The sequence below is a fragment of the Streptomyces sp. NPDC057543 genome (assembly GCF_042801895.1).
In the GTDB taxonomy this organism is placed as follows: Bacteria; Actinomycetota; Actinomycetes; order Streptomycetales; family Streptomycetaceae; genus Streptomyces.
Window position 1 is genome coordinate 1 of record NZ_JBHVFF010000034.1, and the last position, 13,442, is coordinate 13,442.

A 13,442-nucleotide genomic window follows, 5' to 3' on the forward strand; every position below is an offset into this window, starting at 1 on the left:
CATCCACCCCGTCTGGGGCGCCATGGAGGCGCTGCGCTGCGACCTGACCGGCGCCGCCGACGCCGCACAGTGCACCGCCCTCGTCCGGGAGTACGCGGCGGCCGACCCTGGCCGACCGTGGATCCTGGGCGGCGGCTGGGGCATGGACTGCTTCCCGGGCGGCTGGCCCACCAAGGAACTGCTGGACGCGGTCGTCGCGGACCGGCCGGTCTTCCTGCCCAACGCCGACCACCACTCGGCGTGGGTCAACTCGGTGGCGCTGGAACGCGCCGGGATCGACGCGTCCACACCGGACCCCGCGGCCGGGCGGATCGAGCGCGACGCGGCCGGCCGGCCCACCGGGGTGCTGCACGAGGCTGCGATGGACCTGGTCGCCCGGGTGCTGCCGGAGAACACCCCGCAGGAGCAGCGCGCAGCGCTCCGCCATGCCCAGGAGCACCTCTTCCGGTACGGCCTCACGGGCTGGCAGGACGCCATCGTCGGCGCCTACGGCGGGGCCGGCGACACACTCGCCGCCTACCGTCGGGCGGACGCGGAAGGGCTGCTGAAGGCCCGGGTCACCGGAGCCCTGTGGTGGGACCGGGACCGTGGCCTGGAACAGCTGGACGATCTTCTGGCCCGGCGCGGCGAGCACGGCCGCCGGTTCCGGGCGGGCACGGTGAAGGTCATGCAGGACGGCGTACTGGAGACCGGCACCGGCGCCCTGCTGGAGCCCTACCTCGACCAGTGCGGGTGCGCCACCGGCAACCTGGGCCACTCCAACGTGCCCGCCGAACTGCTCACGGAGGCGGTGACCCGGCTGGACGCGGCCGGCTTCCAGGTCCACTTCCACGCGATCGGCGACCGCGCGGTCCGCGAGTGCCTGGACGCGGTCGCGGCTGCCTCGCGGGCCAATGGAGTGCGCGACCGGCGGCACCACATCGCGCATGTGCAACTGATCGACGACGCAGACATCGGCCGGTTCGCCGAGCTGGGGGTGACGGCCAACATCCAGTCCCTCTGGGCGACCCACCATCCGCAGACGGACGAGCTGGTCGATCCACTGCTGGGGGAGGAGCGCGCCCGGCGTCAGTACCCCTTCCGCCGGCTGCTCGACAGCGGCGCCCGGCTCGCCGGCGGCAGCGACTGGCCGGTGACCACGGCCGACCCCTGGCAGGCCATGCACGTCGCGGTGCACCGCACCGAACCACCCGGCTCGGCGCACGCCCACTGGCCGGGCTCCGACCGCCCGTACGGCCCCGAGCAGCGCCTGCGCCTTGCCGACATCCTGCGCGCCTACACTGCCGGCTCGGCGTGGGTGAACGGCAACGACGACGAGACCGGCTGCCTGCGCGAGGGCATGGCCGCGGACCTCGCGGTCCTCGACCGGGACCTTTTCGCTCCCGGCACGCCCGTGGCCGGTACCCGGGCCGTGCTCACCCTGGTGGCCGGCGAGGTGGTCCACAGCGAGTAGATGCACGGCGGTTGGAGGCCGCCGCCCCCTCCGGATGGAGGCGGCGGCCACACCGCCATCCGCCCGATCCGGATCTGCGGGCCGATCCTGCCCTGTGCTGTCACTGTCGGCCACCTGGTTCCCCTGGTTCGTGCCGGAGCCCGCTTCGAACGCGGTCAGCTCGTCGAGCGCTTGGGAGAACTCGAAGCATGACAGGCTCGCCGACCTGAGGCACTGCCCGCCGGGGCCGAGCGGGATTCACGCGTAGCGGTCGAAAAGAGCCTGGATGTACTCCTCCAGTCTGCCGGACAGCACGGTGGGGGTCAGATCGGTGCGGTCCAGTTCGCGCCAGGGGACGCCGACCTTCTCGGCATCCGGAGCAAAGGCCAACGCGTCCAGCAGCCGCCAGTACAGATGCGCCGCGGGCTCGTCGGTCAGGGTCCCTCCCGCCGCGACGTACCGTTCGGCGAAGCCCATGCCTGTCGGAACTCCGTGCAGCAGGGCCAGGGCCGTCGAGCAGTGGGCCACGTCCAGGTCGGCCGGCCCCCAGGAGGTCTCCACCCAGTCGACGACGCCGCTGATCCGCAGGTCGTCGTTGTCGCCCTCGAACAGAACATTGCCGGGGTGGAAGTCCCGGTGCAGGAAGCAGGGCTGGTAGTGCGGCGGTTCGCGTCGGATGACGTCCACGGCCCGCCGCCAGAGCTCGGGCCGCCGTGAGGAGCCAGGTGTGCTTACCCGTTCGGGCGTGGTCCACGCCTCATAGGTGCGGGGCCGGGTCTCCTCGGTGACCTGCACCTGATGGATGCGCCGGAGCCGGCCGGCCAGCAAGTCGGCACGCCGGTCGGCTCCCTGGTCGGCCAGACGGACGCTCCCGGGCAGCAGCGACATCAGCAAGGAGGGGTGGTCGCAGTACTCCGCCGTCGCGTCCACGTCCACGAGGGTGGCCGCGGGCACGTCTGTCTCACCGAGCAGGCGCAGGATCATTGCCTCGCGCGACAGCAGGCCCTCCGCGTGCCGAAGGAAGAAAGGTTCGACGAAGGATCGAAGGACCAGCGAGCGTCGACCGCTCGGCCCGGAGATGCTCAAACGACGCATCTCCGAGGTCCACCCGCCGCGCAACCGCGTGACATCCTCAATGCGTTCCGACTCGGGCAGTCCTTTTTCCACCCACGAGCGCGTTGCACTCCAGTCCTGGCTCTCACGGTCCCCACCGGTACGCTCGGCGCCTTCACTCCTGTTCATGGGAGCCAGGCTATCTACCACCCGATGGCCACATAGCTTGGGCAATCCACCCACAACTACCTCCAACTATCCGAAGGTTGCTGATCTGCCGCTACTCCGTCGAGTCTTTCGCCGGCCAACGGAACTGGCTTGATCTTCAACCTGTGCGGGGTGGACGTGGGGGCGTCGGCTTCTTCGTTCGTCGCTTTGCGGGGTTCGTTCGCCGACTGTGTGCACGTCGCGGCGCGGGGTGGGCCGGGTGTCTTGCGACCGGGCGGCCGTCCGGGTCCGGGGCGCGAGGAGCGACCGTGCCCGAGGCGTCACCGGCCAGACCAAATTTGCTGGGACTTGGTCGAAGCCGACCTCGGCATGCCTCTGCCGCAGGATTGCGAACAGCTCGCAGACGGTTACGGCCCCGGAACGTTCAGCGGCTACCTCCACCACCGTGCGCCACGGCCTTACCTCGAGTTATCACCATTTTGAGGTGTTTTCCCTGGCTACGGCCGGTATGGCCTCGTTCCGTTTGTAGCGTGGAGACAGCATCGTTCGAGCTGCCCGATGGGGTCTCATGGCTGCCTGTCGGGTCGTATCCGGTTGTCTGCTCGACGAAGCACCGTTCCGTCATGACACAACATCGACGACAGGGTCGGCCCGTGTTCCGGCCTTCGCGTGAAGGAGAATCTGTGATCTCGAAAAGCAAGAGGGCCGCGCGTTCCGTGGCCGTGGCGCTCGCCACAACTGCCGCGCTCACCGTCAGCTTGCCGAGCGGTAACGCCTTCGCTATCGACCACGTCCAATGTGTCGGCGGGGAGAACTTCCTGAAGATCTGGTCGCACCTCGACGGCCGTGAGAGCGTCGACTGCTACGCGAATGCCGGAAAGACCGACTTCGGCGGGTGGTGGGTCGACCGGATCTCCACGGGCAACAACGACCTGATCTACTACGACGCCAACGGTGACTCGGTGAAGATCGAGCGCTGGCACGACATCACCTTCCCGAACCGCGCACCGAAGGTCGTCGCCATCCAGATCCTGTGACGAGTTGACAGCCCGTTGCGGGGAATGACTGTCCGGTCACGCCCTTCCGGGCGTGGCCGGGGCGATCGAGGATCACATGGTGCTCGGAGCCGAGTCGGCCATGGTCCACCGGCGATGGCCCGGCATGAGCCCCCTTCAGGGCCCCTGACGCAGGAGCCGTCGATCGCCGCATCGTCCATGTCCAGCATGCCGACTGCCCGCAACTCGGAAAGGACATCTCCGCGCCTGCCAGGGCCACGGGCCTGAACGGGATGCTGCACGCGGCACACGTGCGGTCTGCCACGCAACGTCAGTCGTTCTGCCACGAGTATTCGGCTGTGTTTGCGGGAGTAGCGAACGATACGGGAGAAGACAGGGCCCGGGCGACTGGTCCGGGCCCTGTCCTATGCGGGAATGTCGCTCAGTCGCCGGTGTTGGTTGCCCAAACGGGCTGGTTGGCGTTGTTGTAGACGACGACGTTGCCGTCGTCCTGGACGGCGAGGTAGCGACCCTTGTGCCAGGTTCCGGCGGCCCAGATGGCCTGACCGGCCCTGTTGTAGATGACGAAGTTGCCGTCCTCCTGCATGACGAGGTGGTCGGCGTTGGGGTATACGTTCGGGGCCTGCCAGGCGGGACGGTTGTCCTTGTAGACGACGACGTTGCCGTCGCTCTGAACACGCAGGACGGTACGGCCGCTGCCGGAGGTCCAGGCCTGGTTCTTGCCGAGGGTGGCGGGCGCGTAGAAACGGGAGTCGCTCCGCAGGACCTTTCGGGTCTGCGTGCTCTGGACGGTACGGCTGTTCTCCACGGCGTCAGCGGCAGGAACGGCGGCAAGGATGGGCAGGGCTGCGAGGGTGAGCGCGGGGAGGCTGCGCAACACGAGGTTCTTGATCACAACCCCGGATTTACGCAGTCCGCATGTGTCCGCGACAGCCCCTGAGCCACGAACTCACCCGTACAGTCCAGCGATTTCATCGCCGAAACGACACTGCTTGCGCCGACCGTGTCACCGACGCCGTTGAACGCGCCTGGGACCGCCCCGAAGTCGGCGGCCCGTACGTCCTGCGCCGGGCCGTCCCTGCCCACTTCACCTCAGCCCCCGCCTGGACGTCCTCACCGGCCGGTAGATGAACCGGCTCCATTCCGTCGTCCACACCGATCAACCTACTTGCACTGGCGCAATCAGAACGCACGCCATCCAGGCGTCCTGGCCGTGCAGTGCCGGGAACGCGCCCGTGTCCGCAGCGAGAAAGGCATCCGCTGGGGCGGCCGCCCTGTCAACCCAGCGGTCTGACCGCCCGCCCCGTGATCGTCAGCGGTCCAGCACGAGCGGCCTCACCCCGGGAACAAGCCCCGTCAGGGCCTTTCGGGCTTGCGGGCCAGGAGGCAGGCGTGCGGTCTCGTCACGCGTCCGCAGGGCTCCTGCTCCAGTCTCGCGGTGACGACGAGTCCGGCATGGTCCAGCAGGTCGACCATGCGGTCCAGGGGCAGGAGGTACGACTCGTAGGACACCGGACGGCCGTAGCCCTTCCTCGGCTGCAGCCGCTCATTGCCGACATAGTCTCCCCAGAGCAGGTAGCCGCCGGGCGCGAGCGTGCGGTGGAACTCGGCGAACACCGCCGGCAGCCACTGCGGGGGCGTGTGATGGGTGGAGTACCAGGCCAGGATGCCGCCGAGCTCGTCGTCCCTCATCTCCAGTGCGGTCATCGAGCCCTCAGCGAACCGCAGGTTCGGATAGGCGTGCCGGGCCAGCCCGATCATTTTCGGCGACAGATCGACGCCGAAGGCGGACACCCCCAGCCCGGCCAGGTGCGCCGTCACGCGTCCTGGGCCGCATCCCAGGTCCGCGACCGGCCCCAGGCCGGCCGTCCGCACCAGTTCGGCGAACCCCGCCAGCATCGCACGTGACAGCGGATCAATCTCGGCTGGAGACGGGACGCGTTCGACGTAATCGGCGGCGACCGTGTCGTACGACTCGCGGACGGCGGTCAGAAAGGAGGGCTCAGCCATGCGGGCGACCCTAGACCAGGCAACTGACAGGCCGTGGCACGATCTTGATGTTGACCTGCGCGACATCCACCGCTGTAGACACCCAGCCGTCACACCACCGGTGATCGTTTCCGGTCACGGCACGTGCCGCATCAGGCAACGTGCCTCGGTACATCGTGCCGGTCGATTCCTGCACCGGGCGATACCGGACGGCGTTTCTACGGTGTAGAAGTCGGTGCACGACCCGTTGATGAGCCGTCGTTCAGCTTGCCGCTGGACGACGGCCGACGAGTCCGAGCAGCCGCTCCAGGGCGGGAGAGCTCGCGGAGATCTCGACCGCCGGGGCAAACGGAGTCCCTGCCCGGTCGTCGGACGGTGCTCCGGTCGGGATCTGCGCCGCGACCTTGAGTGAGTAGCGGACGAGGTCGGCGCCCGGATCGTAGGCAACGCCGATGGTCTGAGCGACGTCCCAACCGTGGACTACGCAGTCGAGCACATGCATACCGAGCGCAACCCGGCCGGGAAAGAACCCGAACTCCCTGATCTGGAGCGAATGGTCCAGGACATCCTCGGCGAACGCCCTCGTCATGGCGTCGGCCGAGTCGAGGTACGCCTGGTAAGGATCCCCGCCCAAGTTGCCCTGGTCCCAGGCCCGGAGGTCACCGGTGACGCCTGCTGCGGCGGCTGCGAAGCCGAGGTTCTCGCTCACTTGGTGGCGGAGCAGGCCGTGCAGTGTCCAGTCGGCACACGGCGTTGGAAGACGAAGTTGGTCCGGGCCAATCTGCGCGATCACCGTTCCCAAGGTGGCGAGGGCACGGCGGTCCAGTTCCCTGATATCCACGGCCGCGACGTTAGCCGTGCCCCCGTTTTCGTGCCACTCGTTTTCGGAGGCGCTTCAGACCGTCCCGATGCCTGTCGGGGCGCACGTTGCCTGAAACGCACCAAGTTTTGGCTAGTCGAGCACGGCAGCGACGGCTTCGATCTCTACGAGCTGGTCGTAGTAGCCGAGCACGGTGACTCCCATCAGGGTGCTGGGGACGTCGTGGTCTCCGAACGATTCCCGGACTACCTCCCAGGCGGCCACCAGATCTGCCTGGCTGGTTGACGCGACGAGCACTCGGGTGCTGATGACGTCCTCGACCGATGCACCAGCCTCGGTCAGCGCAATCCGCATGTTCTCAAAGGCTTTCGCCGCCTGCCCCGCGTAGTCCCCGATAGCTGCCGTGGACCCGTCTTCGTTCAGTGGGCATGCCCCGGCGAGGAAGATCAAACGTGATTCGGCCGGCGCGGTGGCCGCATACGCGTACTCGGCGACGTCGGACAGCGAGCTGGAACGGATCAGGGTGATAGCACGAGCCACAACAGTTCCCTTCGGTGCGTGTGAGATCCGGTCATGCTCTCAGGCGCCGACACACCACGCCGCATCAATTACCTGTCGGCGAAGCCGCATCAGGCAACGCTCGCCCTGTCGACCACGTCCCGTAGCCGTTCGTCGGCGGCGTGACGGTCTCGCCAGACATCCGATGCGGTTGATCTGTCAAGCGGCCTCAGCGACGTCGGGTGCCTTGAGGGTGAGGAAGGCGATTGCCTCGTCGTAGTCAGTGCGGACGGTGAGGCAGTGGTGCAGGCAGCCGAGCATGCGGTTGAAGAGGTTTCTCTGGGCTGCGGTGTGCCGGTCGCCGGCCTTGCTGCGGCGGTCGTAGTGGGCTCGGGCGCCGAGTGAGGCGGTCAGGGCCGCGAAGGCCCAGACGTAGCCGACGGCAGCCAGGCGCTGGTTCCGCGAGGCGCGGAGGTGATCCGGTCCGGACGTGGAAGATCCAGCGTTGGGCGTGCGCGGCATTGGGCTGGGGTTCGGGCGCAGTCACCGCTGCGGATCCAGCCGGCGCCGCGGGTCGACGCGGCGGGAGCGGGCAGTGAACAGGGCGCGGTGGCGTGCGTAGCCGATCCCCGTAGACAACTCGTCGGGCCGAGGCATGCATCCGTTGGCGTCCGGCAGAACCAGGCTTACCGGTGATTTGCCGGGGGTGGCGCCGTCACCAGGATGAGAGGGATTCCGTTGCAGGGCCGCAGTTGCTGCCCACCGTGTTCGGTGCTGATGTCAGGTCCGGCCAGTACCGCCGCGAAGTCCGGGCCCTTGGTGAGCGATCCAACGAAGTGGTGGGGGTCGGTGGAGGCGGCGACCCGGCCGCGCGCGTTGACCAGGCGGGCGGGTCCCGGCAGGCGTTGGAGCAGGGGCGTGACGACGGCTTCGAAGCGCCGTAGGTAGATGTCGGCGGCGGCCACTCCCATGAAGCGTCCCCCGACCGTTACCGGAGAGGAGAGGGTGAGGCTGTACTCGTCGGAGCAGAGGTAGTCGACGTAGGGCCCCGCGATTGCCCGCTGTCCGGTGTCGCGGGGGAGGGTGAACCAGTCCCAGTGGGTGTAGTTGGAGTATGCCGAGTGCTCAGGGTCCAGATCGAGCAACAGCGGATGCACGGTACCGTCCGCGGTGGTCTGCCACCACTCGAGCCACGCCGGCACGTCGTCGAGCAGTCCTGGTGCCGCCACGAAGCCGAGCCCCGAGACCAGGTCGTACTGGGCGAGACAGGCGTGCAGGCCGGCGCGGAGCGCGGCCAGATCGGTCGAGACCGGCCGACGGTCGTCTGCGACGGCCGAGGCCAGTACCGACTCCGTGTCCGTAGCGGTCCTGCCTACAGCGTCGAAGACTTCTTCGAGCGCGTCTCGGACACGGACGGCCGCGTCGGCGGCCGTCATCTCGTCAAGTACTGCCGATCCGGCGCTTGCGAGACGGGGACTGCTGCCCATCGGGGCCCTCCTTCGGACGGGGACCGCGCGCACCGTCGGCCGAGCCGAGGCGGAGTTCGATCAGGGGCGCCATGGAGGCCCGCACGCATTGTTCGGCCAGGGCCCTGGCACGGTCATCCGCCCCATCATGCACGGCTGAGATCACGGCGTGGTGACGATCCGCTGCGTCCTTGAGGTGCTCGTCCTCGCAGAGTACGAGGCGCAGAAGTGCGCCCACTTCGGTCTGGAGAGTGACTTCTTCCCTGGTCAGCCGGGCTGACTGGGCGGCTGCGGCCAGCTCGACATGGAAGCGCCCGAAGACGCGGCTGCGTTCCCCCGAGTCCTCGGCTTTCACCAACTCTTCCAGAGACCTGTGCAGTTGCTGCAGATCCTCGGGCTCGGTGCGCTGGGCCGCGAGCCGCGCGGCGGCACCCGAGACGGCTGCCCAGTGGTCGGCGAGATCGCGGAGTTCCTCGGTGCTCCAGTCAGAGAGGCGGGCAAGCAGTCGGCCCTCCGCGGGACCGTCGGGCACGGTGACGAAGCTGCCTCCGCCACGGCCCCTGCGAGTGGCGACCAGGCCCCTTTGCCTGAGGGCCATCAGCGCTTCCCGCAGGGTCACGGTGGAGACGCCGAGCTGGGCGGCGAGGTCGCTCTCGCCGGGCAGCCGCTCGCCGTCGGCGAGCAGTCCGAGGTCGATGGCGTCACCGAGCCGCCGCACAACGGCATCCACGCGGGCCAGGGTGTCGACGGGCGTGAAGACGACTCTGCGGGCGCCGGGTCTGTCTCGGTTCACGATCACCACCTTGCCAGTTGACCGAGCTTTTGCCTTAACGGGGCCTTGAAATTAGAACTATGGCTTCATAGGTTTACGGTCAACTCCCGACAGCACCAGAAAGGTTCCCGCCCATGGAGGGAATGGCCATCCGGTTGCAGAACCTGCGTAAGTCCTTCGGTCGGACAGAGGCTGTGGCCGGAGTCGATCTGGAGATCGCGGACGGCGAGTTCTTCTCGATGCTGGGGCCGTCCGGCTCCGGCAAGACCACAGTGCTCCGGTTGATCGCCGGCTTCGAGGCACCCAGCGTCGGAACCATCGAGCTCGCAGGCTCCGACGTCACCGGTCTGGCACCCTTCGAACGCGACGTGCACACCGTCTTCCAGGACTACGCGCTCTTCCCGCACATGACCCTGGAGCAGAACGTCGCCTACGGCCTCAAGGTCCGCAAGGTGCCCAAGGCCGAGCGTCTGAAGCAAGCCAGGGAAGCGCTGGCGAGCGTGCGTCTCGCGGACTTCGGCACGCGTCGCCCCTCCCAGCTCTCCGGGGGCCAACGCCAGCGCGTGGCACTGGCCCGCGCCCTTGTCGGCCGTCCGAAGGTGCTGTTGCTCGACGAGCCGCTGGGCGCCCTCGACCTCAAGCTGCGCGAGCAGATGCAGGTCGAGCTCAAGGCGATCCAGCGCGAGGTCGGCATCACCTTCGTCTTCGTCACGCACGACCAGGAGGAAGCGCTGACAATGAGCGACCGGATCGCGGTCTTCAACCAGGGCCGCGTCGAACAGATCGGGACCCCGGCCCAGATATACGAACGTCCCGCCACCCCGTTCGTCGCGGGCTTCGTCGGTACGTCGAACCTGCTGACCGACGCTGCCGCGGAGCAGGTCGTGGGCGACCGGGGAACGTACAGCATCCGGCCGGAGAAGATCCGCGTACTCAAGGAATCCGCCATCGCCGACGAGCCGCAGCACTCCAGTGCCACCGGCACCGTGGCGGAGGTCGTCTACCTGGGGGACGCCACCCGCTTCCTGGTGGACCTCGACGCAGGCGGTCGGCTCACCGCCCTCCAGCAGAACCTGGAGACCTCCTCCGAGGACGTCGCCGCCTTCCGTGGCTCCCGAGTCACGCTCCAGTGGCACCAACGGCACAACTTCCGGGTACCTGAGGCCCGGTGAGTGCACACACCCGCACGACCCGTACCCGCCCCTTCCCCCTTCCGTGGAGATCCCTGTGCGTCTGAACCGAACGTCCCGAGCAGCGGCCGCGCTCGGCGCCCTGCTCCTCGCCACCGCCTGCGGTTCCTCGGACAATGCCGCCACGTCGCCCGGCGGCAGCGACTTCACCCCGCCCAAGCTCGCCGCGCAGAAGACCCTCGGCAAGTCGGAGGGCCGGGTGAACCTGATCGCCTGGGCCGGATACGCCGAGGACGGCTCCAACGACCCGAAGGTCGACTGGGTCACCGACTTCGAGAAGCAGACCGGCTGTCAGGTCAACACCAAGACCGCGGGCACCTCCGACGAGATGGTCAGCCTGATGAAGACCGGTCAGTACGATGCGGTCTCCGCCTCCGGTGACGCGGCGCTGCGGCTGATCGCCTCCGGCGACGCCGCACCCGTCAACACCGACTTGGTGCCCAACTACAAGGACGTCTTTTCCGGGCTGAAGGACCAGCAGTGGAACTCGGTCAAGGGTGTCTCCTACGGCATTCCACACGGCCGCGGCGCCAATTTGCTGATGTACAACACGAAGAAGGTTTCCCCGGCGCCCGACTCCTGGTCCGCGGTCTTCGACAAGTCCTCGGCGTACAAGGGGAAGGTAACGGCGTACGACTCGCCGATCTACATCGCGGACGCCGCCCTGTACCTGATGAAGACCGAGCCGTCTCTCGGCATCAAGGACCCGTATGCCCTGGACCAGAAGCAGTTCGACGCCGCCGTCGACCTGCTCAAGGAGCAGAACGCCGACATCGGTGAGTACTGGAGCGACTACCTGAAGGAGGTCTCCGCCTTCAAGAGCGGTGACTCGGTGGTCGGCACCAGCTGGCAGGTGATCCTGAATACCGCCCAGGACGAGAAGGTCCCGGTCAAGGCCGTCCTCCCCAAGGAGGGCGCCACCGGATGGTCCGACACATGGATGATCTCCGCCAAGGCCAAGCACCCCAACTGCGCCTACAACTGGATGAATTGGATCATCTCACCGAAGGCGAACGCCCAGGTCGCCGAGTACTTCGGTGAGGCACCGTCCAACGCGAAGGCCTGCACACTGACCGCGGACAAGAGCCACTGCACCACCTACCACGCCGCCGACGAGTCGTACTGGAAGGACGTCCACTTCTGGACCACGCCCATCGCGCAGTGCATGGACGGACGTACGGACACCAAGTGCGTGCCGTACGCGAAGTGGGTCCAGGCCTGGACCGAGATCAAGGGCTGAGGGTTACCTGTCCATGACCACCACCGCGCCTGCCGCCGGACCCGTCCGGCGGCTCGCCGGGACCCTGCACCGCCGCCCCCGGCTGCAGCTGTCCCTGCTGCTCTCCGCGCCACTGGCCTGGCTCACGCTGGCCTACATCGGCTCGCTCACCGTGCTGTTCCTCTCCGCCTTCTGGACCACGGACTCCTTCACCTCCAACGTGGTGAAGATCTGGAACACGGACAATTTCACGGCACTGTTCACCACCGACGTCTACCGTCAGGTCGCCCTGCGCAGCATCGGCGTCGCCCTCGCGGTCACCGCGCTGTGTGTACTGATCGCCTTCCCGATCGCCTTCTACACCGCCCGCATCGCGAACCCCAAACGGCGGCCGCTCCTCGTCGTGGCGATCCTCACTCCGCTGTGGGCCAGCTACCTCGTCAAGGCATATGCCTGGCGGCTCATCCTCGCCCAGGGCGGCCTGCTCGACTGGGCGTTGAAGCCACTGGGACTCGAAGGGCCCGGCTACGGACTGACCGCGACCGTCCTGGTGCTGACCTACCTGTGGCTGCCGTACATGATCCTGCCGATCCACGCCGGACTCGAGCAGCTCCCGGCCAGTCTCCTGGACGCCTCCGCCGACCTCGGCGCCCGCACCGGGCGCACCTTCCGGTCCGTGGTACTGCCGATGATTCTGCCGTCCATCGCGGCCGGCTCGGTCTTCACCTTCTCGCTCAGCCTCGGCGACTACATCGCCGTACAGATCGTCGGCGGCAAGACGCAGCTCATCGGCAACCTCATCTACTCCAACATCACCCTGGACCTGCCGCTGGCCGCCGCGCTCGGCACCGTGCCCGTCGTGATCATCGTGCTCTATCTGCTCGCGGTGCGCCGTACCGGAGCCCTCAGCAGTCTCTGACCCCTCTCCTTCACCTCCGTATCACGCACAGCGAAGGCCCCCGATGAATCTTTCCCGCCCCGCGCGCGTCACACTGCGCATCGCCGCCGGGCTCGGTTTCGCGGTGATCTACGTCCCGCTGCTCCTGGTCCTCGTCAACTCCCTCAATCCGGACCGCAGTTCGGGCTGGCCGCCACCCGGCCTCACCGTCGACTGGTGGGTGGCCGCCTGGCACAGCTCAGGCGCCCGCAACGCGCTGTGGACCTCGGTCAGGGCCGGGCTCGGCGCGACCGCGATCGCCCTGGTCCTCGGTACGCTCATCGCCTTCGCCTGCCAGCGATACAAGTTCTTCGGACGCGAGGCCATCTCCTTCGTGGTCGTCCTGCCGATCGCACTGCCGGGCATCGTCACCGGTGTCGCGCTCAACACTGCCTTCCGTACGGTCCTCGAACCGCTCGGAGTGGGCCTCGGAATGTTCACGGTGGTCGTCGGCCACGCCACCTTCTGCATCGTGGTCGTCTTCAACAACGTGATCGCCCGGCTGCGCCGGATGCCGGGATCGTACGAGGAGGCCGCCATGGACCTAGGGGCCCACACCTTCCGTACGTTCCTCGACATCACCTTCCCTCTGGTGCGCTCCGCGCTGGTAGCGGGCGGACTTCTCGCCTTCGCCCTGTCCTTCGACGAGATCGTCGTGACGACGTTCACCGCCGGGCCCGGTGTCCAGACCCTCCCCGTCTGGATCTTCTCCAACATGGCCCGACCCCAACAGGCCCCCGTCGTCAATGTCGTTGCCGCCGTCCTCGTCCTGCTGTCCGTCATACCGATCTACCTCGCCCAGCGGTTGTCGTCGGATACTGCCTCCGGCAGCCGCATCTGATGGGTCGGGGTGTCTGTCGCGACACCCGACCGGGCGTCGTC

At 67.8% G+C, this 13,442-nt stretch carries 13 protein-coding genes and 3 pseudogenes; 7 read left to right on the top strand and 9 right to left on the bottom strand.

Translation table 11 applies throughout. The features are described 5' to 3' along the window. Positions 1 to 1,453 (top strand): amidohydrolase (locus ACFU8Q_RS08840; RefSeq protein WP_384449870.1); only part of this gene is annotated, 1,453 nt, incomplete at its 5' end. 237 nt (positions 1,454 to 1,690) lie between these two features. Here the strand turns inward: ACFU8Q_RS08840 and ACFU8Q_RS08845 are convergent. Next, positions 1,691 to 2,674, bottom strand: coding sequence for a phosphotransferase family protein (locus ACFU8Q_RS08845; RefSeq protein ID WP_384449873.1), 984 nt, complete (start codon positions 2,672 to 2,674; stop codon positions 1,691 to 1,693). 662 nt (positions 2,675 to 3,336) lie between these two features. Between ACFU8Q_RS08845 and ACFU8Q_RS08850 the strand changes: the two genes are divergently transcribed. Next, complete coding sequence (locus tag ACFU8Q_RS08850) at positions 3,337 to 3,690, top strand: beta/gamma crystallin domain-containing protein (RefSeq protein WP_384449876.1); 354 nt, start codon at positions 3,337 to 3,339, stop codon at positions 3,688 to 3,690. A 55-nt stretch (positions 3,691 to 3,745) separates the two neighbouring features. Here the strand turns inward: ACFU8Q_RS08850 and ACFU8Q_RS08855 are convergent. Continuing rightward, positions 3,746 to 3,902, bottom strand: a pseudogene (locus ACFU8Q_RS08855) (IS5/IS1182 family transposase); the annotation flags it as partial. 188 nt (positions 3,903 to 4,090) lie between these two features. Beyond that, positions 4,091 to 4,564, bottom strand: coding sequence for a hypothetical protein (locus ACFU8Q_RS08860; RefSeq protein ID WP_384449879.1), 474 nt, complete (start codon positions 4,562 to 4,564; stop codon positions 4,091 to 4,093). A gap of 270 nt (positions 4,565 to 4,834) precedes the next feature. Between ACFU8Q_RS08860 and ACFU8Q_RS08865 the strand changes: the two are divergent. Further along, positions 4,835 to 4,963, top strand: a pseudogene (locus ACFU8Q_RS08865) (IS630 family transposase); the annotation flags it as partial. Between the two features lie 62 nt (positions 4,964 to 5,025). Here the strand turns inward: ACFU8Q_RS08865 and ACFU8Q_RS08870 are convergent. The 6 genes and pseudogenes from ACFU8Q_RS08870 to ACFU8Q_RS08895 all read right to left on the bottom strand — a co-directional run bounded on the left by ACFU8Q_RS08870 (position 5,026) and on the right by ACFU8Q_RS08895 (position 9,235). Beyond that, complete coding sequence (locus ACFU8Q_RS08870) at positions 5,026 to 5,679, bottom strand: class I SAM-dependent methyltransferase (protein WP_384449882.1); 654 nt, start codon at positions 5,677 to 5,679, stop codon at positions 5,026 to 5,028. Between the two features lie 241 nt (positions 5,680 to 5,920). Next, a complete protein-coding gene (locus tag ACFU8Q_RS08875; protein WP_384449885.1) occupies positions 5,921 to 6,499 on the bottom strand; it encodes a TIGR03086 family metal-binding protein in 579 nt (192 codons plus the stop codon). 111 nt (positions 6,500 to 6,610) lie between these two features. Next, complete coding sequence (locus tag ACFU8Q_RS08880) at positions 6,611 to 7,018, bottom strand: RidA family protein (protein WP_384449888.1); 408 nt, start codon at positions 7,016 to 7,018, stop codon at positions 6,611 to 6,613. A gap of 177 nt (positions 7,019 to 7,195) precedes the next feature. After that, positions 7,196 to 7,447: pseudogene (locus ACFU8Q_RS08885) on the bottom strand (IS110 family transposase); the annotation flags it as partial. Between the two features lie 215 nt (positions 7,448 to 7,662). Continuing rightward, positions 7,663 to 8,463 (bottom strand): cache domain-containing protein, encoded by an 801-nt coding sequence (locus ACFU8Q_RS08890; protein WP_384449891.1) that lies wholly within the window; start codon positions 8,461 to 8,463, stop codon positions 7,663 to 7,665. Further along, positions 8,417 to 9,235 carry a FadR/GntR family transcriptional regulator gene (locus ACFU8Q_RS08895; protein ID WP_384449894.1) on the bottom strand — a complete coding sequence of 273 codons (819 nt, stop codon included), beginning with the start codon at positions 9,233 to 9,235 and terminating at the stop codon, positions 8,417 to 8,419. Before ACFU8Q_RS08895 ends, ACFU8Q_RS08890 begins: the two co-directional genes overlap by 47 nt. 113 nt (positions 9,236 to 9,348) lie before the next feature. Between ACFU8Q_RS08895 and ACFU8Q_RS08900 the strand changes: the two genes are divergently transcribed. Genes ACFU8Q_RS08900 through ACFU8Q_RS08915 form a run of 4 tightly spaced genes read left to right on the top strand, consistent with a single transcriptional unit; the run spans position 9,349 to position 13,401 of the window. Then, entirely contained in the window at positions 9,349 to 10,386 is a 1,038-nt protein-coding gene (locus ACFU8Q_RS08900) for an ABC transporter ATP-binding protein (RefSeq protein WP_384449896.1), read from the top strand. 55 nt (positions 10,387 to 10,441) lie between these two features. Then, the gene (locus tag ACFU8Q_RS08905; protein WP_384449899.1) at positions 10,442 to 11,644 is read left to right on the top strand and encodes an ABC transporter substrate-binding protein; all 1,203 of its coding nucleotides are present in this window, start codon (positions 10,442 to 10,444) and stop codon (positions 11,642 to 11,644) included. 13 nt (positions 11,645 to 11,657) lie between these two features. Further along, on the top strand, positions 11,658 to 12,542 hold the full coding sequence (locus ACFU8Q_RS08910) for an ABC transporter permease (RefSeq protein WP_384449902.1): 885 nt from the start codon (positions 11,658 to 11,660) through the stop codon (positions 12,540 to 12,542). Between the two features lie 43 nt (positions 12,543 to 12,585). Continuing rightward, positions 12,586 to 13,401 carry an ABC transporter permease gene (locus ACFU8Q_RS08915; RefSeq protein ID WP_384449905.1) on the top strand — a complete coding sequence of 272 codons (816 nt, stop codon included), beginning with the start codon at positions 12,586 to 12,588 and terminating at the stop codon, positions 13,399 to 13,401. The last annotated feature ends 41 nt before the right edge of the window (positions 13,402 to 13,442 follow it).